Genomic DNA, 23,355 nt, shown 5'->3' with positions numbered 1-23,355 from the left:
TTGGATTGTTTTGTCCAGGCGGCGCCTGTTTTTTGGGGAGCTGCAAAAATGTGTTGACGATTTTAGTAACCAATGGTTATATTATAACCAATGGTTACTAACCATTGGTTATTTTGTTCGGTGGAAGTCAGGAGTGGAGTCTTGCATGGCAAGCAGACAGGAAGTGCGATCAGAGGAAACGAAGCGGGCGATTCTCGCGGCCGCGACACAACTTTTCGCGGAGCGGGGCTTCGAGGCCGTCTCGATTCGGGAAATCGCCAAGGCGGCAGGCTGTTCACATACGACGCTCTACATTTATTTCAAAGACAAGGAAGCGCTTCTGCATCAGCTTTCCAAAGGGCCGCTGCAAACGTTGGCACAGGCAATGGAAGCTGCGCTTGCGGATGAAAAGCGGTCATCCGAGGAAAAACTGCGTGAAATCAGTCGCCAGTTCATCCGCTTTTGCCTGGGGAATCGCAACATGTACACGCTGTTTTTCATGATCAAAGCATCGCGCATAGACGAAGAAGAGCCGGAACAAGAGCTTCAGGCGCTGCGCACGCACTTGTTCGGGCTGTTGAGAAAAGCCGTGTTGCTCTGCTTGCCGCCTGAGGTCGGGGAAGAGGAAGCTTTGGCGTATGCACGGATTTATTTTTATACGTTGCACGGCATCGTCGGGACGTATACCCATTCGGAGGAATCGCTGGAAGAGTTGCTAGGCAGATTGGCGCCGACGTTCGATCTGGCTGTGGACGTCATCCTCGCGGGCAGCAAACAAACGATGACAAGGAGTGGTGAAAAATGAAGATCGAGCAAATCTCCAAGCACATCTGGTGCATCCGCACCTGGATGCTGATTCCGGTTCGTGTCTGGGCGGTGGTAGAAGAGGACGGCGTGACGCTGGTTGATGCGGGGATGCCGTTCATGGCAAAAGGCATTGCGGCGTTTCTGCAAAAACAGGGAGCAGGGCCATTGAAGCAAATTTTGTTGACGCACGGCCATTCCGATCACGTAGGAGCCGTCAAGCGGCTGGTGGAAACGATGCCCGTTCCGGTGTATGCCCATCGGATCGAGATTCCGTACATGGAAGGCAGAGAGCTGTATCCGCGCCGCAAAAAGCTGGAAAAGAACGTTCAGCCGGGCCTGGCGAAGCCGCTCGCGGAAACAGAGGACGGAGGACTGGCTGCGATCGCTGGACTCAAGCCGTACCTCACGCCAGGGCATTCGCCTGGTCACGTCGTCTACTACCACGAGCAAGATCGCGTCCTGCTGGCAGGTGATCTGTTTACCTCCAAGCGGGGAAAACTGCACCGCCCGATGCCGATGTTCACGGCCGACATGACAGAAGCGGTGAAAAGCAGCCGAATCGTGCGAGAGTTGAACCCGCTTCGGCTGGAAGTATGTCACGGCCAGGCGGTACACAATCCCGCCGAGCAGCTCGATGCGTACCTGGCGGAAATGTCCCGTGCCTTTTCCATCCCGACGAGTGTGTGGCAGTAGGAAGCCGGGCTTTATGAGGGCGTCAGCTGTTTGCTCATCAAGACGCTGCGATAGTTGGTTTCCTTCCACTGTACGTGTTCGATAAAGCGATAGCACAAATTGCCAGGAGCGGTTGAAACGAACCGCTCTTTTTCGCGTCTCATAATAGAGGTGATTGGATGAAAAAGGTAGAAAAGATAGCCCCGCTGTACATGGCAGCTGTCTTGCTGCTGACAGGCTGTCAGCTTGGCATGCTCAATCAGTCGTCTTTTCAAGAGCTGGCCCAACCGCCAGCGCCTGTCATCGCGTGGAAAGGCAAAACAGCCGTGACGGTTCCGACCTCATACTGCTGGAACTACGAAAACGAGGGTGTCTGCATGGACATGGCCGCTCCGCCGGAAGTGATTGGGGAACAAAAGCCCAAGCCGTTGCAAGTGAATCCCGGCGCCATGCTAACCGTTACATATTCGCCCCCGCCCACGACGGAGTCTCTTACGGTCGCGCAATGGATCGGCTCGAAGCGGATCGAACAGCTTTTGGAAAACGGGAATCAATGGAAGGCTCCCGAGCAGCCGGGCTGGTATTTGTTTGACGTTCGCGGGCAGTGGAGCCAAGGCGATGCGGGACATGCTTTTGTGATTGAGGTCAGGGAAAATCGCCCGCTTTAACCTCGCGAAGGTTGTCTACTCACCGGGACTTTTTGCTATACTGGACAACAGGGAAAATCCCAAAGGAGAGACAACATGCAGGAAGAATTGATACGCTTTACAGCGGATGAGATAGATGCAGGACAAACGGTGCGGGATGTGCTGCAAAAGCGTTACGGTGTGTCGCGCCGCTTGCTGATCCGTGCCAAATTCAAAGGAACGATTACGCGCAACGGAGTCCTCGTGTTCGTGAATGAAAAGCTGCAAGCCGGAGACGAAGTGGCTGTCATGGTCGAAGAAGAAACAGAAGAGACGGTAGCTCCTGAGGAAATGCCGCTCTGCATTCGTTATGAGGACGACGATTTGCTGGTCATCGCCAAGCCGGCTGGACTGGTCGTGCACCCGACAGGCAACCATCCGTCAGGTACGCTTGCCAACGGGGTGATTGCCTATTGGAAAAAGCGGGGCGAAGCGCGGCGGTTTCGCGCAGTCAACCGCCTGGACAAAGATACGTCAGGCTTGATGATTGTCGCCAAAAACCAGTGGGCGCACGAGCAGTTCAGCCGCATGCAGCAAGAGCGGACGCTCCAGCGCTTTTATCAGGCGATTGCCGAAGGGATCGTTGCGAACGATGCAGGCACGATTGATTCGCCAATCGGGCTTGCGGAAAATTCGTTTATCACAAGGCAAATCCGGCCAGATGGCCAATCGGCTGTTACGCATTATCGGGTACTGGCTCGCGGTGAGGGCATGACGTTGCTGGAGCTGAAGCTGGAGACAGGCCGTACGCATCAGATTCGGGTACATATGCAAAGCGTCGGTCATCCGCTTGCAGGCGACGACCTTTACCTGGGCGGACGGGAGCATATCGGAAGACAGGCGCTTCACGCGGCAAGACTGTCTTTTGTTCACCCGCGCAGCAACGAGCCTATGGAATTTGCCGAGCCATTGCCAGCGGATATGCAGCAATTGCTGCGAACGTTTTTCCCGGAACGGCCTGCGGGCAGCTAGAAAGAAGTCGCAAAAAAATTCGGCAAATTTCTGTGGAAAGCAGAAAGCGTTTTCGATATGATAGAAGAAACAAATAAGCTGTGGAAACAGCTGGTTGTCTGCGGGGAAAAATCCCGCAAGATTTTTTTCGGTAGCAGACAGACCCAGCTTGCGCCTGACGCACGTTTCGGAGCTTTTGACAAGATACAGGGACACCCCTTTCCTTTGTCATGCACCGATTTGAGCGAACGGGGGCGAGCTGGGTTTTTTTGTGCAACAAAAGGGAAGGAGGGAAGCGCATGAAACTGGTTTCCTATCGACAAAACGACAGGGGAGCGTGGCGCGCCGGACTGCTTGCGGAAGGCAAAATCACAGACATCGCGCAGGCGCTGCCGGGCGCACCCGATACGCTGCTGGGATTGTTGCAACAGTGGGAGGAATGGAAAGGGCGTTTGCTGACGCTTGCGCAAAGCGCAGACGTGCAAGCAACGGATCTGGCCACAGAGGACGTGTTCCTCGGCTCGCCATTGCCGCGCCCGGCGAGCTTTCGCGATTTTTACGCCTTTGAAGCGCATGTGAAGACAGCCCGGGCACGGCGCGGACTGGATATGATTCCCGAGTGGTATCAGTTCCCGGTCTTTTACTTTTCCAATGCAGCAGCCTTTTTGGGCCCGGACGCGAGCATCCAGCAGCCAAAAGCGACAGAATGGCTCGACTACGAACTGGAAGTCGCGTGCGTGATTGGCAAGGCAGGGGCAGATATTCCGCCAGAGCGTGCCCACGAGCATATAGCAGGCTTTTGCATCCTCAACGATTGGAGTGCCCGCGACATTCAGCGTAAAGAGGTCAAGGTCGGGCTTGGGCCAGCAAAAGGCAAAGACTTCGCTACTTCGATGGGGCCGTGGCTCGTTACGCCGGAAGAGCTGGAGGATGTACGCATAGCGGGAGCAAAAGGCGAGCGCTACGATCTGACGATGGTGGCGCGGGTGAACGGCGTGGAGTATTCCCGCGGCAATTTGCTCGACATCCACTATACGTTTGCGGAAATGATTGCCAGGGCCTCGCAAGATTGCATGCTGTATCCGGGCGATGTCATCGGCTCCGGGACAGTGGGCACTGGCTGCATTCTGGAGCTGGGGCCGGAGCAATACGGATGGCTCAAGCCGGGCGACGTGGTAGAGCTTGAAGTAGAGCGCCTGGGCGTGCTCAGAAATACGATCAGCGAATCACGATAATAGAGGGGGAAGCAGGATGGCTTTTTATCACCGCATGGGAGAATTGCCGCAAAAACGGCATACGACTTTTTACAAACCGGACGGCCAGCTGTACCGCGAGCAAGTAATGGGAACGAAAGGGTTCTCTGGCATCCAGTCGATTTTGTACCATCACAACCCGCCGACGCAAGTGCGCGAGACGCGCAAATATGCGGATGTGCGCTTGGAATTTGTAGAGCAGGCGGATTTGAAGCACCAGCATTTCAAAACGTTTGACCTGGCACAAGGAGGCGATCCGGTTTTTGGCCGCCGCTACTTGCTGGGGAACAGCGATGTAGTCATGGGCGTTTGTTCGCCGACAGAGCCGATGGATTACTTTTACCGCAATGCAGACGGCGACGAAGTCGTGTTTGTGCACGAGGGAGAGGGCGAGCTGCAAACGATCTTCGGCACGATTACCTACCGTCCCGGAGATTATCTGGTCATTCCGATCGGCACGACGTATCGGATCGTGCCCAGTGTGCAGAGCCGCTTTTTGGTGATTGAATCGCAAAACGAAATCGTCCCTCCGAAGCGCTATCGCAACGAGCACGGTCAATTGTTGGAACATTCCCCTTTTTGCGAACGGGACATTCGCGTACCGGAAAAGCTGGTGACACACGTAGAGAGCGGCCAGTTCGAAGTGCGCGTCAAACGCCAATCCGTTGTCTACAGCTACTTTTTCGACTTCCATCCGTTTGACGTCGTAGGCTGGGATGGCTACTTGTATCCGTACGCGCTGAGTGTTCACGATTTTGAGCCGATTACCGGGCGCATCCATCAGCCGCCTCCGGTGCATCAGACGTTTGCCGGACAAAATTTTGTCATCTGCTCGTTCGTGCCGCGGATGTACGACTACCATCCGCAGGCGATCCCCGCTCCGTACTACCACAGTAATGTGGAGAGCGACGAGGTGTTATACTACGTGGATGGCAACTTCATGAGCCGAAAAGGCGTATACGAAGGCTCGATCACACTGCACCCGATGGGCATTCCGCACGGGCCGCACCCGGGCAAAATCGAGGCGAGCATCGGCAAAAAGGAAACGATGGAGCTAGCGGTCATGCTGGATACGTTCCAGCCGCTTTACGTCACAAAAGAAGCGTTGGCAGTGGAGGACGAAGCGTACATGTCGAGCTGGCTGCCGTCCGAGTGAACACAAAAGCGGCCGTGAGCGTTACGGTTGATCGCAAGTGGTTGCAGCACTTACCATAAATAACGTCGAGACGTTTTTCGCGTAAAAAAGGCGGGATCAGGATGGAAATCAGGATTGACGAGTTACAAAGGCAGGAGAAGTACAAACTGTTGATCGGCTGCATCATTCCCCGGCCTATCGCCTGGGTGACTTCGCAGGATGGCAACGGTGTGATCAATGCCGCTCCTTTCAGCTATTTCAATGTGGCGAGCATCGAGCCGATGATGGTGTCTGTCGCTGTCATGCGCAAGCCGGGCAGCGTCCGCAAAGATACGGCGCAAAACATCGTGGAGACGGGCGAGTTTGTCGTCAACATGGTGGATGTTCACAATGTGGACGCCGTCAACCAGACATCTGCCGACTATCCGCCACAAGTGAGCGAGGTCGACGCACTCGGCCTTGCCGTTGCTCCTTCGTCGGTTGTTGCGGTTCCAAGACTTTTGGCATCGCGGATTCATTTTGAATGCAAGCTGCACCAGGTCGTCGAGTTGGGAAGTCCGACTACATCCGACCTGATCATCGGGGAAGTTGTGCACGTACATGTAGCCGACGAGCTGTATCACGCCGGGCGAATTGACGCCCATGCCTTCGCACCCGTAAGCAGGCTGGCAGGGCATACGTATGCCACTTTGGGAGATTTGTTTGACCGCCCGCGTCCCGTCTACGAACCTGACCCTGCATCCAAGTAATCGCGCTTGTAGACAGAGAAAAACCGTTCCGGCAGGCAGCTGGAACGGTTTTTGGCGTTCTCTTGTTCGCTAGTTCAGACCGGGATAACGGGAAATGGCATCGGGTCTGATCCAGCTGTCGTAATCGGAGGAAGTCCCGGCATTGGCAGGCGTGCCATAAGGAGTGGCGTTCGGCTCCTGGCCCAGCGGGGGAACGACGCTTTGCTGGTAGTACAAATTCCGATCGCTTTGGATGTAGGAGCGTTCCTGCCCATCAGTCGTACAGCCGCCAAGGAGCAAGCTTGTGAAGAGGAACAGAAGAAACCGCATCATGCTTCACCTCGTTAGTAGCGTGACTATTCTGCGCGGTTTTCATACGCGAAAAGCCGATATCCGTCTAGGGGCTGAGGACAAATCCCTCTATGGGCCATTTTGCCGCGCTACGCACTAGGGTATCCTTAATACATATAAGGCAAGCGGATATTGTAGAGGAAGGATTGGTTCCCATGGAAAGACGTTTATACCGCTCTTCGCAAGACAAGCGACTGTTTGGGGTTTGTGGAGGCATTGCCCAGTTTTTGCGCGTTGATTCGACGCTTGTACGTGTAGGCGTTGTCATTTTGACTGTTTGTACAGGATTTCCGATCCTGATCTATCTGCTCATGGCGATGATCATGCCAAAAGAACCGAGCTGGGCATTTGCCGGTGACGGATTTGGCTTGTACGACACTCCGAAGGCTGGACATTCGCGGATGAACGATCTCGATTCGGAAATTGACCGTCTGGAGAAGCAGGCGCTGGTGCAGGAAGTGCATCGTTTGCGGGAAGAACTGAGCAAATACAGAGGCTTGTAAGCAGCAAAAAGGGTTCCTTGTCCACTTGGCACGGGGAGCCTTTTTCTGTTGGCGAAAAGGCAAGCTGTTCGGGCGCAACTGGCTGAGGAAAATTATTGGCGGAAATCCAGTCAACTTCGGCATCCCGGTGCATAACATGTAAGGTGGAGAATGTACATAGGGAGGGAACGGCAGTGTATCTCGGCGTGTTCGATTTGAATCAGCGTCTGGAGCAGACTCGCAAAGTTTTGCGGGAAAAGCAGCACCTGAAAAAGCTGATTGAAGAAGACATCCAAGAGCTGGAGAAAGACGTAAAAGCCTTGGAAGAAATGACCAACAAAGAGAAGTACGCAACAAGCGGCCAGCATTAAGGATGCGCGTAAAAAAGGATGCGGGCTTGTGAAAACAGAGAAAGTGGCGACCGCCCAAACGGCAGTCAGCCACTTTTTTGCGTCCTGTCTTTTATTCGCGAGGCGCGGCGTCGAGCAGCTTTTCCACAATCGTCGGCACCATCCGGATGGCGGCGCTGTCTGTTCCGTACGTCTGACTGTCGGCGTACGTTCCTTCCATCAACAGCATCAGCGTGTAGGCCAACTCACATGGATTCGCGGCACCAAGCGCCGTTGTGCGTTCCAGGAAGGCATCCGAAATCCGTTTCTGATGCGTGCAAACCAGTTCGCGAACCGGATGGGCGGTGTCGGGAAACTCGATCGAGACGTTGATGAAGCAGCAGCCGCGAAATTCCGGGGAAGACGCCCTGGCAGCCAGGTCGGCAAAAAACTGGATCAATTGCTCCCGAGGCTGATCGGGATGCTTGGCCATGCTTTGCTCCCACTCTTGCCAGAAAACGGTCTGCTTCTTTTGCATGTAGGCCAAAATCAAGTCTGACTTCGAGGAAAACTGGCGGTAGACGCTCATTTTGTTCAGTCCGGCACGTTCCACGATAGCGTCTACACTGACGGCATGGATGCCTTCCTGGTAAAACAGTTCTTCGGCTGCGTTCAAAATGATTTCTTGCGCTTTGGCGCGGGGCACCCGGGTTCGTTTGCTTGTGGTCATGGCAGCGTCCTGCTCTCTGTTACGATTTCCAAATATCCGCGACGATCTCGAAAGAACGCACCCGATCGGCGTGGCGGTACATTTGCGTCGTAATCATCAGCTCGTCCGCCTGGGTCGCTTCCAAAAGCTCCGACAGTTTGCTTTTCACGGTATCCGGGTCGCCCACGATTGAGGAGCGGAGTTGGGCCTGCACCGAAAGTTTCTCAAACTCGCTCCACAGCTCATCCATATTGTCCACGGGCGGCTGGATCGGTTTCAAGTCGCCGCGCACGAGGTTGAGAAACGCCTGGTAGTGCGAGGTGGCCAATCGTTCGGCAAGCTCGTTTGTATCAGCCGCCATCACATTGACGCCCACCATCGCGTAAGGCTCGGACAATACCTCGGAAGGGCGGAAGGTGTGGCGGTATGTCTGCAAGGCAGGCAATGTGTAGTTGGGGGAAAAGTGTCCGGCAAAAGCGAAGGGAAGCCCGAGCAGCCCAGCGAGACGCGCGGAAAAATCGCTGGAGCCGAGCAGCCAGATCGGAATGTTCAAGCCTTCGCCGGGAATCGCGCGCAAGGCACCGGGAGCATCGCTCGTACGCGGCCGCAAATACTCGCGCAGTTCTTCCAAAAGCTCAGGAAAGTCATCCCCGCCAATCCGCAGGTCGCGTCGCAACGCACGCGCCGTCCGCTGATCTGCTCCGGGAGCGCGGCCCAGCCCGAGATCAATCCGCCCCGGATAGAGCGATTCGAGAGTGCCGAACTGCTCCGCGATGACGAGTGGGGCGTGATTGGGCAGCATAATCCCGCCGGAGCCAACGCGCATTGTCGATGTCCCTCCCGCGATGTGGCCGATCAGGACAGAGGTAGCAGAGCTGGCAACGCTGGGCATGGCGTGGTGCTCCGCGAGCCAGTAACGGTGAAAGCCCCACTTCTCGACTTTTTGGGCGAGGTCAAGGCTGTTTTGGAACGACTGGGCAGCTGTACTGCCTTCTACAATAGGAGCGAGATCCAGCACAGACAGCGGAATATCGCGCAATGTTTTGCTCATGGAAAGGGAACCCTCCTTTTGGGGTGTCAGAATGTTACTGGTTAGTAACAAACGTACTTGCATCTTACGGGGAGGGGAGGCTGCTGTCAATGTTTCGATCGGCTGTGGCAGCACATTTGCGATCTGGTTCCAGTGTAAAGGATTTGTAAAGAAACCCGTAAAAACGATTCATAACCTTATAGTTATATTATACTCTTTGTGAAGAGAGGAGGGATATGGAGCATGGACATTTTGGAGTTGGCAGACAGTCTAAAAGCGCTGGGCGATCCCACGAGGCTGAAGATGATTGCTTTATTGAAGCTCCGGGACTTTTGTGTTTGTGAATTTGTTCCGATCTTCAAAATTTCTCAGCCAGCGGTATCTAAGCATGTCGGGCGGCTCAAGGCTGCTGGATTTGTCACGGAAACTCGAAAAGGCCAGTGGGTGATTTATTCCTTGAATCGAAGCAGATTGGCAGAAGTAGGATACGGATTGAGTCAATTGCCCGACCTTTCTGCCGAGATCGAGGAACTTGGTAAGCAAGGTTTGCTAGTGACGTGCGAGTAAGAAAGGAGGGGCAAAAGTGGGTGAACACACAGGAAAGCGTTTGTCTTTCCTAGATCGCTATTTGACCGTGTGGATATTTCTTGCCATGGCATTCGGAATTGGAGTCGGCGTTTTCATTCCTGATACGGTTGCCATCCTGAATCAATTTCAGGTCGGAACTACATCTATTCCGATCGCAATCGGGCTCATTTTGATGATGTATCCGCCGCTTGCAAAGGTGCGCTATGAAGAATTGGGGCGGGTGTTTCGCGACGGGAAAGTGCTGGGGTTATCCCTTGTACAGAACTGGGTGATTGGTCCGATTTTAATGTTTGTGCTAGCGATTGTTTTCTTGCAAGGCTATCCCGAGTACATGGTAGGTCTCATGATGATTGGGCTCGCTCGCTGCATTGCAATGGTCATTGTATGGAACGATCTTTGTAAGGGAGACACTGAATACGCGGCGGGACTGGTTGCCTTCAATTCAATCTTTCAGGTCTTGTTCTATTCCGTTTATACGTACATTTTCATTACAGTTTTGCCAGAGTGGTTCGGTTTGCAGGGGATGGTGGTTGACATAACTATCGCTGAAGTAGCCAAAAGCGTCTTTATTTATTTGGGGGTGCCGTTTCTTGCAGGGATGATCACACGCTATACGTTGGTCCACCGAAAAGGGCGTACCTGGTACGAGAGCGTGTTTGTCCCAAAAATCAGTCCGATCACGTTGATCGCTCTGCTGTTTACGATCATTGTCATGTTCTCGATCAAAGGGGACGTCATCGTCGCGCTTCCGCTGGATGTTGTGCGGATTGCGATTCCACTGTTGATTTACTTTGTCATTATGTTTTTGGTGTCGTTTTTCATGGGGAAAAAGGCAGGAGCTCCTTATCCAGTAACCTCTACGCTGGCGTTCACCGCTGCAAGCAACAATTTCGAATTGGCCATCGCTGTTGCCGTGGGCGTCTTTGGGCTCCACTCCGGGGCTGCGTTTGCTGCGGTGATCGGCCCACTGGTAGAGGTGCCCGTGATGATTGCACTCGTGAATTTGGCACTTTGGTTTCAGAAGAAGTATTTTCATCCAGGCCAAAAGTAAAGGAGAGTCCAACATGGTTAACAAAGCATTCGTCTATTTTCTATGCACGGGCAACTCTTGCAGGAGCCAAATGGCCCACGGTTTTTTGCAAGCGCTTGGCGGGGGAAAGTACGAGGTGATGAGTGCGGGGCTAGAAGCGCATGGGCTGAATCCCCGGGCCGTAGATGTGATGAAAGAAGCAGGAGTAGATATCAGCCATCACACTTCCGACAAGATTGATCCTGTCATTTTGAAAAAAGCGGATTACGTCATTACGTTATGCGGGCATGCAGATGAGAATTGCCCTTTGATCCCGAACGAAAACGCAATCAAGCTGCATTGGGGGTTCGATGACCCAGCCAAGGCAACAGGGACAGAGGAGGAAGTAAAGGAGCAGTTCCGAACCGTTCGTGATGCCATCAGGAAGCGTGTCGTCCAGTTCGTTGAAGCAGGAAAATAACATGAAATGCCCCCGGTTCTCGGATAGGTAAGCGGGGGCATTTTCCAATATCAAAAAAAATTGATGTAATCCGTTGCTTTTGCAAGATTTTGGTGATACAGTTAATACATCAAAAAAAGTTGATGCAGGTGAGACAGGATGAAGCAAGGAGATATAAGCGGGACATTTGAACAATATGAAGCCAAATTTAAAGCTCTTGCGGATCGGAAGCGACTGCAAATCATGTACGAACTGACGCAGCGCGGCAAGGTTTGTGTATGTGATTTGGCAGAAGTGATGGATATGGCACAGTCCAAACTGTCCTATCATCTCAAGATCCTTCTCGATGCCAATCTCATCCAAAAAGAGACGGATGGAACATGGAACTACTATCAGCTAAACGAAACTCAGATCAATCACCTTCTTTCCGAAGAGCTTTGTTGTGTGTTCCGGTCTAGCAACACTTGTTACTAAAATTTTTTTATTCAAAACATCAATTTTTTTTGATATTTAAATCAAATTTTTTTGATATTGAGGAGGAACAGTCATGTTGTATGCTCATATTGGGATTAACGTAACAAATCTGGAGAAGTCGATCGCGTTTTACTCTAAGCTGTTTGACGCTGAACCTGTCAAAGTAAAGCCTGATTACGCGAAGTTTCTTCTGTCTTCTCCAGCTTTGAATTTTACGCTGAATGTAAGCCGTGAAGTGACCGGGAATCAAGTGAGCCACTTTGGATTTCAAGTCGCTTCGACAGAGGACGTCCTCATCCATAAAACACGTTTGGAGAAGCGCAATCTTTTTTCGAATAAAGATGAAAGGAACATTACCTGCTGTTATGCAACCCAGGATAAATTCTGGGTACACGACCCGGATGGAAACGAGTGGGAGTTCTTTTACACGAAAGCAGATGCAGATACTCATCGGGAGATTGCAGCAGTTTGCTGCACGCCTGAATCCGAGAACGGGAATGGGGAGACAAAGAGCTGTTGCTGATGGCGAAATGGGGAGGGCCATATGAAAATGGCGAGAATGTAGATTTACCATAGCCAGCGGAGTCAAGGGAGTGAGGTGAGGCAAACCCTTGACTCGTTGGCAGATGGATTGAGCAATGCAACTGAGTCCTGTACTTATTGCTTCGTCAATATAACCGGCCCGTTCGCCGTAATAGCAATCGTATGCTCGTACTGGGCAGACAGCTTGCCGTCGCGGGTTCTGGCCGTCCAACCGTCGGCATCGACAGTGGCGTGGTAGGTGCCGATATTGAGCATCGGCTCGATCGTGATGACCATGCCTTCTTTCAGGCGCTGACCCCGTCCTGGAGGGCCGAAGTGCGGAACGAACGGCTCCTCGTGCATTTCCTGTCCGATTCCGTGGCCGGTAAAGTCGCGCACAACCGAGTAGCCTTGTGCTTGGGCGTACGTTTGAATGGCGTGGGAAATGTCGCCGATCCGATTGCCGACAACCGCTTGTTCAATGCCCAGGTACAGTGATTTTTCCGTGACTTCCAGCAGCTTTTTCGCTTCCGGTGAGACGGTGCCCACTTCGTACGACCAGGCCGAATCCGCCAGCCAGCCGTTTTTGCGCACAACCATGTCGATCGTGACGATATCTCCATCGCGCAGCGGTTCCTTTTTCGGGAAGCCGTGGCAAATCACGTCGTTAACGGAAGCGCAGGTGGCGTACGGGTAGCCGTGGAAGCCTTTTTGTTCCGGTGTTGCGCCGTGGCTCGCCAAAAACTCTTCTACAAATTGTTCAATTTCCCAAGTGGTTAGCCCAGGACGAATCATCTTCGCAATCTCGCGATGGCAGGCAGCCAAAATCTTGCCTGCTGCGTGCATCAGTTCGATTTCTTCGGGTGTCTTGAGGATAATCATCGACTCTCTCCTTGTCCTCGCGTAAGTTCAAATGCTCTCTATACAGTATACAGTGTAGACCTGTTTGGGGCTAATTGCCACAGTGAAAACGGCATGGTAGGATGAGGAAGAACTAAACAACCTGGGGGTAGGTAGCGTGGACAAGTTTCAAGAACATCTGGCGAACTACCAGATTCATGTAAAGGACGATATCGAAAAACGCGTCGCATTTATTCGCGAGCAGATTGACGGAAACGGGCTGGGCGGCGTAGTCGTAGGCATTTCCGGCGGGATCGACAGCGCCGTAACAGCGGCTTTGTGCGTGCGTGCCCTGGGCCGCGAACGAGTCGTTGGCATCTGGCTGCCAGCGTATTCGCAAAACGTTCACGCCGAAGATTCACAGCGTTTGGCTGAAGCGATCGGAATGAATTTGCATACAGTCGATGTCGGAGCTGCGTACGATGCGCTTGTTCCAGCTATTGAAGGAGTGCTCGCGCTCGACGACAAGACAAAAGGAAATACAAAAGCGCGCCTGCGCATGACCGTGCTGTACGCCGTAGCTAACCAGAAAGGCTATCTGGTTGCCGATACGTGCAACCGCAGCGAGATTCATGTCGGCTACATGACAAAAGGCGGAGACGGTCTGGCTGACTTCAACCCGGTAGCGAGCCTGACCAAGCACGAAATGCGCATTCTCGCCGCTGCACTTGGCGTGCCGGATGCGATCATTACGAAAGCTCCTTCCGCCGATTTGTGGGAAGGCCAAACGGATGAGCAGGAAATGGGCTTTACGTACGAAGACCTCGACCGCCTGCTGATTACCGGAGAAACCAGACCGGAGGCAAAAGAGCGCATCGATTACTTGCACCGCATATCCGAACACAAACGCAACCTGATGCCAGGTATTTAAGATGAGCGATTACAAGCTGTTTACGAGCTGCCTGTGGCAGACGACGAGTGCGGTCGTTTCGACGCCTGACCGACTGTATTTGTTTGACCCGGCCTATTTTCCGCACGAGATCGAGGCGATTGCCGAGTATGTGCAAAGTGCGCGAAACGGACGGGAGCTTGTTCTCGTCTTGACGCATGGCGACTGGGACCATATTGTGGGCTATCCCCGATTTGCCGATGCCAAGCTGATTGGGCACAAAAAAATTACCGACCCTGAGCGGCTTGCCAAAAAGCTGCAGAAGGCGAGGAAGTTTGACGGCTCGTATTATGTGAATCGTCCGTACGAGCTGAATCCTCCCGCGTTTGACAAGCTGGTCGAGCAGGTGGAAGCATGGGAAGAAGTGCGGTTTATCCCGGTTCCCGGCCATACGGTTGATCAGCTGGCGACGCTCTTTTGCGAGCAAAAACTGCTGGTCGTCGGCGACATGCTTTCCAACCTGGAATTTCCGTTTGTGGACGACAGCAGCGCGTACTTGTCGAGCTTGCAAGCGATTGAAAAGCTGGTCGTGGACGGCGAGGTTGAAGAGCTCATTCCGGGGCATGGCGTCCCGGCAAAAGGGCGCGAGTCAATTTTGCACCGGATCAGACGGGACCAAGAGTATTTGCTTGCTGCCCGGAAGCTGATTTTCGAAGGCGTAGCGGCGGGGACGAGCGAGGAAGCGCTGGCAGAGAGCTTTCGGCAAATCTCCTACGACGGTGCGCCGATCGGCCAGTATTTGCAAGATTCCCACGAGCAAAACCGCATCGTGCTGATGAAGGAAGCTGTTTCACTGACAGGTTGATTATTAGGCAGTTTTGTACGATAATAGAAGTTACGCACAAAACTTTCTAGGAAAGAGGTGGAACAGATGTCGACGACTGAATTGATGCTGAGAACGAGCCTCGAAGGCCGCGTGAAACGTACGTTGCAAACGTATTTCCGCCGTCCTAACGACGTGTTGGTAAAAGAAAGCCTCGGAGCGAACGGCCTGTCCCCGGAACAAGTGGAAGTTACGATGGAACTGTTGAAACAAGACGCTACTGTTGCAGAAATCATCGAGCAACTGCGGGATAAAGGCTACTTGGCGTAACGCAAGATTGCGTACATAAAAAAGACCGGACGGACAAGAAATTGTCAGTTCCGGTCTTTTTTATACAGATATAAGATTCTTATCCAGTATAAGTGCAACTAAGGCTGCGCCGCAGGCTTGGCGCAGCCAAGTTTTCTAATGCGAAGCGGTGGAGCCGCCGAATTTTCAGGGAGAGGTGCGGCCGTGGGTCACGGAGCGGCGCAGTTTTTTCCGGCGATACATCAGAAGAGCGCCATGTACCAAAAAATAGCTGGCGACTGCGACGACCAGGCCCATAATCGCGCTTCCTGTGAAGTAGGCCAACCCTTTTTCTTTCATCCAGACAAGCCATTGCGGCCACGCTTCGTGCGGAGGGGCGGGGGGAGACTGTAACGGTTTTCCGACAAAAGCGTACCCAATATTGTAGTTCACGACCATGAAGATAGGCAGCACGAGTTTTCCGATGACAAACGCGATCAAACCCGCAGGCAGGCTGGCGCGAAACAGCCTGACCAGCGGAAAGAGCAGCAAAAAAGCGAGGCCGAAGGTGGGCAGGGTAATGAACTCGACAAAAATCCCGACGGAAAAGCCGCGGGCGACAAAAGAAGGCGCCCCTTTCATTCTGATCAGCTTGTAGTATTCGAATTTCAGTTTGCGGTACAGTTTGTTCCACATAGTTGCCTCTCTTTTGTCTGAACTCATGTTCTGTTTTTCCCAAAAAAGGCTTCGCTTGGGGGAAGCCAATTAACACAAGTATGTCCAGTTCTCCTGGCAAAAATTGATACCCCTTTGTCCACGCCGACCGAGAGGAGCGTTCATTTGTGAATGCTGCTATCTTTTGGCATAATGGAGAGGGCAGACCCGCAAGAAAAGTGGTGGAAGTTATGGCAGAAGTGATGACTACATTTGGCGACTACATTGCGCAATACGGATACGGAGCCTTGTTTGGCTTGTTTTTTCTGGGAATTTTGGGGATGCCGCTGCCAGAAGAAACGCTGCTCGTTTTTTCCGGTTTTCTGGTTTCGACAGGTCAATTGGCTTATTGGCCTACTTTTCTCGTCTGCTTTCTCGGCTCGATATCAGCGATGACGACGGCCTACTGGATCGGGCGAAAGCTGGGCTTCCCTTTTTTAGAGAAGTACGGGAAGCGGCTCGGCATGGGATACACCGTCTACAAAAAAACGGAAGAATGGTTCAATCGGGTAGGAAAATGGGCGCTGCCGCTCGGCTATTTTATCCCTGGGGTGCGACAGTTTACCGCCTACTTCGCGGGAATTACGAGACTTCCGTTTCCGACATTTCTGCTGTACACGTATACGGGCGGGCTGTTTTGGAGCCTGTTGTTCGTCACCTTGGGCTGGCAGTTGGGAGAGCGCTGGGATGAACTGTTCGATCTCATCTCGCGCAATCTGGCTATATTCTTTATCGCATTGTTTGCAATCATTGCCGGCTGGTCTTATTTGCGGCATCGGGCAAGTTTGAAGAAACAAAAACGGAGGGGAATGCAATGAGTGAAGAGAATCGGCAAGACAATAACCTGCCAGTGATTCGCGAGCCTGAGCAGTTGGTTCCGCTACAATTACCCGAGGTGCATCAGCGTTTCTACGACAAACTGCGGGCCAAAATCGAAGCTTTCATCAAAGACAAAGGCGTCAATGACACGGCAGCGAACTATATTTTGTTGGCGCCGGATCTGTTCGTGTTGCTCGCCCGTCTGCTTCTGGACAAGCGGGTAGGCGTTCAGTCCAAGGCGATTGCCGGGGTGGCGGTCGCTTATTTCATCACGCCGATCGATTTTATCCCGGAAGCGCTCGTCGGCGGCGTCGGGCTTTTGGACGACGTCGTTTTGGCAGTTTACGCCCTGCGGCGAATTTTGGTGGACGTGGATGAAAAAATCGTGCGCGAGCATTGGAATGGCAAGGAAGACTTGCTCGGTGTCATTACGAAGGTCGTAAAGTCGGCAGATGACCTCGTTGGCAAAAAAATCGTGAAAAAGCTGGAAGAGACACTGTTCCGAAAAAAATAAACAGGATGGGACACGAATGACAAAATATTTGCTGGATTATCAAGAGGGAGAGAGAGTCGTCGCCTTTTGCCTGGTGAAAAGCAAAGAGGCTGGCGTGGCGAGCAACCAGAGCGAGTATTTGAACCTGGAGCTGGGGGATCGCTCAGGCACGCTCATGGCCAAGCTGTGGGATGTCAGCCCTGAAATGAAAGAGTGGATCGCCGTAAAATCTGTGGTGAAAATCGACGCCGCCGTCCAGATGTACCGCGGGAAAAAGCAGCTGGTAATCCAGCGCATTCGCCCGGCAGCCGAATCGGATGAAGTGTTGATGGAGTCGCTGATCCCTGTATCCCCGGTTCCGGTGGACGAGCTGTGGACGAAGCTCATGCAGACGGTAGACAGCTTGAAAAGCGACACGCTGCGAGCGATTATCCGCGAGGCGTTGGCTACGGAGGAAATCAGCGAGCGGCTGAGGCAGTACCCGGCAGGGGTAAAAATGCACCACAATTACTACCACGGACTGCTGGAACATATCGTTTCCTTGCTGTCAGCGGCGCAAAGCTTGCTTCCGCTCTATCCGCAGGTCGATAGAGATGTCCTCTACGCCACTTGCATCCTGCACGATATCGGGAAGCTGTACGAGCTGTCAGACCCGATTGCGCCGGACTACACCACGCCAGGCCAGCTGATCGGCCATCTGGTGATGGGCGTCGAGATGGTCAGCGGCATTTGCCGCAAGCTGGACATTCCGCTCGGAGACGCCGAGGTGCTTCATCTCAAACATTGCATTTTGAGTCATCATGGGGAAGTGGAGAACGGCTGGGGAAGCGCCGTATCCGGCAAGACTCCGACGGCTGTCTTGTTCCATTACCTGGACCAGATCGACAGCAAAATGAACGCACTCGGGCAAACACTCGCCGACATGGGCGAGGAAGACGAGTGGGCGTACGCAGGTGTGCTCAGACGAAAAGTTTGGCGAGGCTACTAATCGTCATCTGGCAGCATGAAAAAGGAAAAGCACCAAAACCAGAAAGCCAACTGCTCGAATCAGGCAGTTGGCTTTTTTGTGCCGAACAAATTTTCTGAAACCTTTTCCTTCCTGTACCGTCTTACTACAAGATTGGCTTGCAAAGGAGGAGTTTGCTATGAAAAAAAGCAGCAAAATGATTGAAGTAATGCTGGTGGCGACAGTTCTCGCCGTGCCGGGAGCTGCGATTGGAACAGCGGCACCTGTCTATGCCTACGACGGCAAATCTGATCTCGAAGTCATGCCGCTGCCTGACGATATACGCAAGCTTTTGGTCGATTTGAAGGAAGATTACGTGCCGCTTTTGTCCGACCTGCACGTCGATGCGATCGGAAAAGGCAGCAAGTCCGAGACGATCCTTGCTCTGTCCGACCGAAAAAGCGTGATTACCGCAAATATTTTTCTCGATCTCGTCGTCGATGCAGATGGAAACATTACTTCCTTAAAACTGAATGGCGCTGACCGTGATCAGCAAAAGTGGGACAAACAAGCAACCTACAAAAAGCTGACGGATTTTATTCGCGAGAACGTGCCTGACCATATCGTCATAGCGACACAGCCCATGCTCTCTACAGAGCGGAAAGCGGGACTCGACCGCCTGGCAGTCGTGCCGTTTTATCCGGTGCTCAACGGCGTCTGGGTGAAAAAGGAGATGGGTCGCGCCTATATCGATGCTTCGGGACAGATTGTGCACTTTTGGCAAGAGAAAAAGAAGCTTCCACTGGCAACGGAGGTAGCTGACCCGAAAAAAGCGATCGCTCTGGAAAAGGCGGCGAGCGCGTGGGGCAATGACCTGGACGTGCAGCTTGTTTACGATACCGCTGCGGGCAAGCTCGTATACGAGCCGGTCAAGCTCCCGGTTGTGGATGCCCTGACCGGAGAAATCGTCCCGGAAGTCACTGTCACGGCAACGGAAACCGTCAAGCTGAAAGGAACCGCTGGCAACTCAAGCTGGGGCGATCGCACTAAAATGGAAGAGTGGCTTGCGAAGAACTTCGCGCTGAAAATGAGCAGCCTGACATTCGAGGCCCCATCCGTGAAACAAAAGAAACGCGACACCGATCTGTACGAGTGGAACGCGAGAATGTACCAGAGTGCCTCCGTGCTGGTAGAGCGGAAATCGAAGTCATTGCTTGCCTTTTCCCTGGATGGCTCGGCCCAAAGCGAACGGGAAAAACCGCTGAGTGAAGATGAAGCAAAAGCGTTGGCCCTCCGTTTTGCAGAAACGAATTTGTTGTCCAGGGAACAGAGCTTTGTGGTCAAACAAACCCGCCCGGTTGACTACTTGCCCGGATGGGCCGATCAAAATGTGGTGCGGCCGCTCTACCAGTACGATTTTTATCCCGAGGCCAATGGAATCCGCGCGAAAACTCCGCTGTTTACCATCGAAGTAGACGCGAAAAAAGGGAACGTCGTCAAAGCAAAGGTGAACGAAACAGCCGCGATGCCAGCCGCGTTGGACAAACAAGGGGTCATCGGTCAGGAGCGAGCCAAAGAGATGTTGCTGAAGCATGCTGCTTTGCGCCTTGCGTACTTCTATCCGCAGATCGGCGGGCAGACAGCTGCCACTCCGCAGCTCGCGTATGTGCCGACGGCGGATACGGAAGCGTTGCAGGTGGAAGCCAAAACAGGCGAAGTAGCGGGCAACTGGCGTGAGCTGACCGAGTAACCAAAACAGGCAACGACCCGGCGTGGCTGTGTGCTGCCGGGTTGTTTGCATGGATTGTCCCATGCCTTTCTTTTCAAAATAGACAAACACTTCACAGCTAGTAGGATTTTTTTGCTTTTTGTAGAATATCTTCTTGATTCCCATTTGATTTGGCAAAAATGCCGATCACGAGAAGGAGAAAGTGCATGAAACGGCCAACCTATACCCTACCAAGTATTGTCAAAAAGGTGTTCCGGTCCGGCGAGCGCTCCCTCCCACGTACGGAGATTTGCTCCCGGATGGAAGTGAATGAGCTGACGGCTTTTTTGGATCTGGATAGCGCGACACTACTTGATAAAGTGTTGAAGATGGAGCAGTCGCCTGTACGGATTGCCAGCTCGGAGGCGATCGTGGAGATCACTTACCAGCCGCATCAGGTGTACGATTTGGCGCACCGCTTTTTGCGCGATACCCAAACGCCTAAAAAGCTGGAACAGATCGTCGCTGAGTTGCGCCGTCAGACGCAGTTTGGCTGGAATCAGATCCTTCGCATGTTGCAATTGGAACGCGACCCTCGCTTTGTTCAGTATCAAGGCGACGACCGATGGTTCCTGGCAGAGTGGACGCAGGCAAACGACCAAGTCTACGATTTTTGCCGGGATAACGGCATCACGCACGTAGCTGCCCGCTCGCTTGTCCATTTTCTGGAGCAAGAGGTGGGGATCGCCGGGGATGCCGCTTTTCTGCCCCTGCTGGATGACCGATTCCGGGTCGAGGGAGAAACGCTGTATATCATTGTTCGCAGTGAGGAAACCGATGAGGAGCTGGCTGCGGAAGAAATCGCAGCGGCGGACTCTTCTGAATCGATAGCCGTCATCGAGAATGAAACAGAGGAAGTTGCACCCGAAACAGCAAGCCCGTTGCATCAGGAACCGAAACAAGAAGAAACAATTTTTACCAAGGAGGAAACGAACATGACAAACGCTACGAATGTACGAGTGCTGGAGGAAGTACAACAATTGCTGCAAGAAGCAATCAGCCGCCTGGAAGGCCGCAATCAGGAGATGTCCCAGGAAGTCGTCGCGCATTTCCAACAAAGCAATATGCAAGCTATAGAAGTGCTGATGAAAGAGAAACATAAGCATGAGCAAATCGTACTTGGCATTCAGCAAGTACTGGCAACCAGTGAGCAACAATGAGTAAACTTGAGGCCATGATCCGGTTGGAACAGCGATTTGATTTGCTGCGCGACATCATCGCGAGTTATCGGATTCGCCTTCAAGACATGGAGCGGGAAGTGGTGGAACTTTTTGCCGCCAACCAGCTCTCTGCTATATCTACATGCATGAGCGAAAAGCAGCGCATCGTCCGCTTGATGAACCGTCTGGAGCTGTTTATTTCCCAGTGGGAAGGCAACGGCGATGTGGGAATCGCACATGAGCCAAAACGAGAACACTTGAACACATGATGGAAAATGCGGTAATATAGGGGGATTGTGTAGGATTCCCCGCGCATGCCGCGTGGGATGGAAAGGAGATCCAAACCCTCTATGTCAGTAGGAAGAAACGAACTGTGCCCGTGCGGGAGCGGAAAAAAATACAAGAAGTGCTGCGGAGTCGTTACACCGATTACCGAACTGCGCAGCCGTCATGAACAAAAATTGCAGAAAGAATATGCAGGCTGGGTCGAGCGTCTGAACCATTTCGTAGGTGGCAATGTCACCAGCGAGACCATTTCCGAAGCGCGCAGCCGTTTTGCAGCAGAAGTGGGCTTGACCGAAGAAGAAGTCACGCGTCCAGAGTGGGCTGCGCATTTCTTCAACTGGTGTGTCCTGGATGTGAGAACAGGCGGAAGCACGCTGCTGGAGAACTACATCAAGCAGCACGGCCGCCGGATGGAGCCTGACCTCCGTCGTGCTTTTGCAGGCTTGCATCTGAACGTATACGAGATCACGGAAGTAGACCGCGATGTCATGACGGTTCAACATCCGCTCACTTTGGAAAAGCATTACATTTTGCGTTCCAATAGCCTGAATGTCATGCCAGGCCAGATGATCGTCGGTCGCCTGTTGAACCTCGGCTTGCGCAACATGCTCTTTTCCGGCAGCATCATTTTGCAGCCGCATGTCAAAGAAAGCTTGCTGGAATGGCTGAATCAGCATCCGGAAGTGGAGCATGCGGCAGAAGACGCGGGCAAAAGAGTGTATACGACGGAGCTGTACCGTTTCATCGTTCAGTTCGGCGGGACAGAAACAGGCAGCGAACAGCCAGCATCTGGTCAAGGCACCTTGCTGCGCCGCACGTATGTGTTGCCCAATCGCGATCAGCTTTCCAAAGCGATCGAGGCCAATCCAGCTTTCGAGCTGAAAAAGTCCGATGGCGCCAAGGAAATCTGGGTATATGCGACACGCAAGGAAGAGCATCTGTTCCCGGCGCTGAAAGATGCGTTGCTTGAACTGTATGAAGTGCAGGCAGAGGCAATTTTGGAAGGCGACAAGCTGTATCTGGAAGGATACGCTTCGGAGCTGGAGGAAGTGGCGCAGCTGCTTTTGCTGCTCGCTTACGAAAAAGAGGAAGAGATTCGCGTCCTGACCTCGACTGGTTCCAGACTGTCCAAAGGAACCTTGTTCATTACGAGCCAGCCGACATTGCCGCCAAAAGTATTGCAATGGGCTGTGCAGACGTATTTTGCGGAAAAATGGCTGGTGAACCCGCAGGATGCGCTCGACGACCTGCCTCCTGTTTTGGTGGCGGCGTCAGACAGCAAAGAGCTTCACGCCAAGCTGGAAAGCCTCCTGGTGCAAATGGAACAGGATCACAAAGTAGGACAAGGCATTGCCCGTTTCATTCGGATGGACATGCTCCGTCCGCGCCTGAGCCTGTCCAATGCCAGCCTGCACGTGAACAACCTGCTCAACCGACCATTGATCGAAGGCTTGCCAGAAAGTGTGTACACCGTGCATCCTGACCGACTCGCTGACATCAATCGCTTCGTGCAAGAGATGACAGAAGGCAAGTCGGAAGCTACGGTCAAAAAATATGATGAGGTTATGAACAACTTCCGCTCTTTTGTCAGAGGCGCGTTTGGCCCTGCGTTTACCTGGGAGCAGCTGCGCAAGGAGGAGCTTGCTTATTTCCTCGTTCATGACATTTTTACCCGTGCAGATGCTGCGACGAAAACGTTGGCAACAAACCTGCTGTCTGTTCTGACCGCATTCTTCAAGTGGCTGGACAAGCAAGGAGCCAGTGCCTTGTACGCGAACATGCAGTCTTTGCTGGCAGAGCTGAAAGAGACGCTGCCAGAAGCATACCGTTTGCGTGGCGTACTGGAAAAGGAAGCCAATCAGAACTTGTACGGCAACACTTCCGCTCCGAAAGAAGTAGCAGAGGAAACGCTGCTCTTGCTGGATACAGCCGCAAACGGCTGGGTTGCCAAACGTCCTGATGGTGAAAAAATCACGTTGGCTATCGCTGCTGACGGAAAAGACGTGCTGGCGCCTGACTGGATGATTTCCGGCGTGTTTGGCAAAGGCGAGGATGGCAACTGGCGTCTGTACAGCACGCCTGAGCTGTATCCGCCAGCGATTGCCCATTTGCTGGGTGTGCCGACTGGCGTCTTGGTATAAAAACAAAACCCGAGGAATCGCTCC

At 53.0% G+C, this 23,355-nt stretch carries 29 protein-coding genes; 24 read left to right on the top strand and 5 right to left on the bottom strand.

Annotated features, from left to right (window positions below; translation table 11 throughout):
* Positions 1–145: 145 nt before the first annotated feature.
* The 7 genes from HP435_RS19600 (at position 146) to HP435_RS19570 (ending at position 6,232) form a co-directional block, all read left to right on the top strand.
* On the top strand, positions 146–784 hold the full coding sequence (locus tag HP435_RS19600; RefSeq protein WP_173599595.1) for a TetR/AcrR family transcriptional regulator: 639 nt from the start codon (positions 146–148) through the stop codon (positions 782–784).
* The gene (locus HP435_RS19595) at positions 781–1,479 is read left to right on the top strand and encodes an MBL fold metallo-hydrolase (RefSeq protein ID WP_173599596.1); all 699 of its coding nucleotides are present in this window, start codon (positions 781–783) and stop codon (positions 1,477–1,479) included. Before HP435_RS19600 ends, HP435_RS19595 begins: the two co-directional genes overlap by 4 nt.
* Before the next feature lie 158 nt (positions 1,480–1,637).
* Positions 1,638–2,126 (top strand): hypothetical protein, encoded by a 489-nt coding sequence (locus tag HP435_RS19590; RefSeq protein WP_122964774.1) that lies wholly within the window; start codon positions 1,638–1,640, stop codon positions 2,124–2,126.
* 75 nt (positions 2,127–2,201) lie between these two features.
* The gene (locus HP435_RS19585; RefSeq protein ID WP_122964775.1) at positions 2,202–3,116 is read left to right on the top strand and encodes an RluA family pseudouridine synthase; all 915 of its coding nucleotides are present in this window, start codon (positions 2,202–2,204) and stop codon (positions 3,114–3,116) included.
* 278 nt (positions 3,117–3,394) lie between these two features.
* Positions 3,395–4,330 carry a fumarylacetoacetate hydrolase family protein gene (locus HP435_RS19580; RefSeq protein WP_173599597.1) on the top strand — a complete coding sequence of 312 codons (936 nt, stop codon included), beginning with the start codon at positions 3,395–3,397 and terminating at the stop codon, positions 4,328–4,330.
* Between the two features lie 16 nt (positions 4,331–4,346).
* The gene (locus HP435_RS19575; RefSeq protein ID WP_122964777.1) at positions 4,347–5,504 is read left to right on the top strand and encodes a homogentisate 1,2-dioxygenase; all 1,158 of its coding nucleotides are present in this window, start codon (positions 4,347–4,349) and stop codon (positions 5,502–5,504) included.
* A 101-nt stretch (positions 5,505–5,605) separates the two neighbouring features.
* Complete coding sequence (locus HP435_RS19570; protein ID WP_122964778.1) at positions 5,606–6,232, top strand: flavin reductase family protein; 627 nt, start codon at positions 5,606–5,608, stop codon at positions 6,230–6,232.
* A gap of 69 nt (positions 6,233–6,301) precedes the next feature.
* Here HP435_RS19570 and HP435_RS19565 read toward each other — a convergent pair whose 3' ends face one another.
* Positions 6,302–6,544, bottom strand: a complete 243-nt coding sequence (locus tag HP435_RS19565) for a hypothetical protein (protein ID WP_229049711.1) — start codon at positions 6,542–6,544, stop codon at positions 6,302–6,304.
* A gap of 173 nt (positions 6,545–6,717) precedes the next feature.
* Between HP435_RS19565 and HP435_RS19560 the strand changes: the two genes are divergently transcribed.
* Positions 6,718–7,065, top strand: coding sequence for a PspC domain-containing protein (locus HP435_RS19560; protein ID WP_122964780.1), 348 nt, complete (start codon positions 6,718–6,720; stop codon positions 7,063–7,065).
* Between the two features lie 173 nt (positions 7,066–7,238).
* Positions 7,239–7,415, top strand: coding sequence for a hypothetical protein (locus HP435_RS19555; RefSeq protein WP_167470310.1), 177 nt, complete (start codon positions 7,239–7,241; stop codon positions 7,413–7,415).
* Between the two features lie 91 nt (positions 7,416–7,506).
* Here the strand turns inward: HP435_RS19555 and HP435_RS19550 are convergent, their stop codons facing one another.
* Positions 7,507–8,103, bottom strand: a complete 597-nt coding sequence (locus HP435_RS19550; RefSeq protein ID WP_173599598.1) for a TetR/AcrR family transcriptional regulator — start codon at positions 8,101–8,103, stop codon at positions 7,507–7,509.
* Positions 8,104–8,122: 19 nt separating this feature from the next.
* Entirely contained in the window at positions 8,123–9,133 is a 1,011-nt protein-coding gene (locus HP435_RS19545) for an LLM class flavin-dependent oxidoreductase (protein WP_173599599.1), read from the bottom strand.
* A gap of 222 nt (positions 9,134–9,355) precedes the next feature.
* Here HP435_RS19545 and HP435_RS19540 point away from each other — a divergent pair, with 222 nt between their 5' ends.
* From HP435_RS19540 to HP435_RS19520, 5 genes are all read left to right on the top strand, one after another.
* On the top strand, positions 9,356–9,679 hold the full coding sequence (locus tag HP435_RS19540) for an ArsR/SmtB family transcription factor (RefSeq protein ID WP_173599600.1): 324 nt from the start codon (positions 9,356–9,358) through the stop codon (positions 9,677–9,679).
* A 16-nt stretch (positions 9,680–9,695) separates the two neighbouring features.
* Positions 9,696–10,751, top strand: a complete 1,056-nt coding sequence (gene arsB / locus HP435_RS19535) for an ACR3 family arsenite efflux transporter (protein WP_173599601.1) — start codon at positions 9,696–9,698, stop codon at positions 10,749–10,751.
* Between the two features lie 13 nt (positions 10,752–10,764).
* On the top strand, positions 10,765–11,190 hold the full coding sequence (arsC, locus tag HP435_RS19530) for an arsenate reductase (thioredoxin) (protein ID WP_122964785.1): 426 nt from the start codon (positions 10,765–10,767) through the stop codon (positions 11,188–11,190).
* Positions 11,191–11,328: 138 nt separating this feature from the next.
* Positions 11,329–11,643: an ArsR/SmtB family transcription factor gene (locus HP435_RS19525; protein ID WP_217365776.1), complete on the top strand. Its 315-nt coding sequence runs from the start codon at positions 11,329–11,331 to the stop codon at positions 11,641–11,643.
* 73 nt (positions 11,644–11,716) lie between these two features.
* Positions 11,717–12,166: an ArsI/CadI family heavy metal resistance metalloenzyme gene (locus HP435_RS19520; protein ID WP_173599602.1), complete on the top strand. Its 450-nt coding sequence runs from the start codon at positions 11,717–11,719 to the stop codon at positions 12,164–12,166.
* Between the two features lie 134 nt (positions 12,167–12,300).
* Here HP435_RS19520 and map read toward each other — a convergent pair whose 3' ends face one another.
* Complete coding sequence (gene map, locus HP435_RS19515; RefSeq protein ID WP_122964787.1) at positions 12,301–13,047, bottom strand: type I methionyl aminopeptidase; 747 nt, start codon at positions 13,045–13,047, stop codon at positions 12,301–12,303.
* 136 nt (positions 13,048–13,183) lie between these two features.
* Between map and nadE the strand changes: the two genes are divergently transcribed.
* The 3 genes from nadE to HP435_RS19500 all read left to right on the top strand — a co-directional run bounded on the left by nadE (position 13,184) and on the right by HP435_RS19500 (position 15,047).
* A complete protein-coding gene (gene nadE, locus HP435_RS19510; RefSeq protein WP_122964788.1) occupies positions 13,184–13,936 on the top strand; it encodes an NAD(+) synthase in 753 nt (250 codons plus the stop codon).
* Position 13,937: 1 nt separating this feature from the next.
* Positions 13,938–14,759, top strand: coding sequence for an MBL fold metallo-hydrolase (locus tag HP435_RS19505; protein WP_173599603.1), 822 nt, complete (start codon positions 13,938–13,940; stop codon positions 14,757–14,759).
* Between the two features lie 66 nt (positions 14,760–14,825).
* Positions 14,826–15,047, top strand: coding sequence for a hypothetical protein (locus HP435_RS19500; protein WP_063230062.1), 222 nt, complete (start codon positions 14,826–14,828; stop codon positions 15,045–15,047).
* Between the two features lie 165 nt (positions 15,048–15,212).
* Here HP435_RS19500 and HP435_RS19495 read toward each other — a convergent pair whose 3' ends face one another.
* Positions 15,213–15,701 carry a DUF2062 domain-containing protein gene (locus HP435_RS19495; RefSeq protein WP_122964790.1) on the bottom strand — a complete coding sequence of 163 codons (489 nt, stop codon included), beginning with the start codon at positions 15,699–15,701 and terminating at the stop codon, positions 15,213–15,215.
* A 209-nt stretch (positions 15,702–15,910) separates the two neighbouring features.
* On the opposite strand from HP435_RS19495, the gene HP435_RS19490 reads away from it, so the two are divergent.
* The 7 genes from HP435_RS19490 (at position 15,911) to HP435_RS19460 (ending at position 23,331) form a co-directional block, all read left to right on the top strand.
* Positions 15,911–16,537 carry a DedA family protein gene (locus HP435_RS19490; protein WP_122964791.1) on the top strand — a complete coding sequence of 209 codons (627 nt, stop codon included), beginning with the start codon at positions 15,911–15,913 and terminating at the stop codon, positions 16,535–16,537.
* Positions 16,534–17,052 (top strand): YkvA family protein, encoded by a 519-nt coding sequence (locus HP435_RS19485; RefSeq protein ID WP_122964792.1) that lies wholly within the window; start codon positions 16,534–16,536, stop codon positions 17,050–17,052. Before HP435_RS19490 ends, HP435_RS19485 begins: the two co-directional genes overlap by 4 nt.
* Positions 17,053–17,068: 16 nt before the next feature.
* The gene (locus HP435_RS19480) at positions 17,069–18,019 is read left to right on the top strand and encodes a 3'-5' exoribonuclease YhaM family protein (protein WP_063230065.1); all 951 of its coding nucleotides are present in this window, start codon (positions 17,069–17,071) and stop codon (positions 18,017–18,019) included.
* 157 nt (positions 18,020–18,176) lie between these two features.
* Positions 18,177–19,727, top strand: coding sequence for a YcdB/YcdC domain-containing protein (locus tag HP435_RS19475; RefSeq protein WP_173599604.1), 1,551 nt, complete (start codon positions 18,177–18,179; stop codon positions 19,725–19,727).
* 185 nt (positions 19,728–19,912) lie between these two features.
* Positions 19,913–20,905 carry a hypothetical protein gene (locus tag HP435_RS19470; RefSeq protein ID WP_122964795.1) on the top strand — a complete coding sequence of 331 codons (993 nt, stop codon included), beginning with the start codon at positions 19,913–19,915 and terminating at the stop codon, positions 20,903–20,905.
* Complete coding sequence (locus tag HP435_RS19465; protein ID WP_063230068.1) at positions 20,902–21,174, top strand: hypothetical protein; 273 nt, start codon at positions 20,902–20,904, stop codon at positions 21,172–21,174. Before HP435_RS19470 ends, HP435_RS19465 begins: the two co-directional genes overlap by 4 nt.
* 81 nt (positions 21,175–21,255) lie before the next feature.
* Positions 21,256–23,331 (top strand): YecA family protein, encoded by a 2,076-nt coding sequence (locus HP435_RS19460; protein WP_173597791.1) that lies wholly within the window; start codon positions 21,256–21,258, stop codon positions 23,329–23,331.
* The last annotated feature ends 24 nt before the right edge of the window (positions 23,332–23,355 follow it).

This window comes from Brevibacillus sp. HD3.3A (genome assembly GCF_013284375.2).
GTDB classification, from domain to species: Bacteria; Bacillota; Bacilli; order Brevibacillales; family Brevibacillaceae; genus Brevibacillus; species Brevibacillus parabrevis.
The sequence above is the reverse complement of the archived record's forward strand: the minus strand, read 5'-3'. Positions and strand labels throughout refer to the sequence as shown.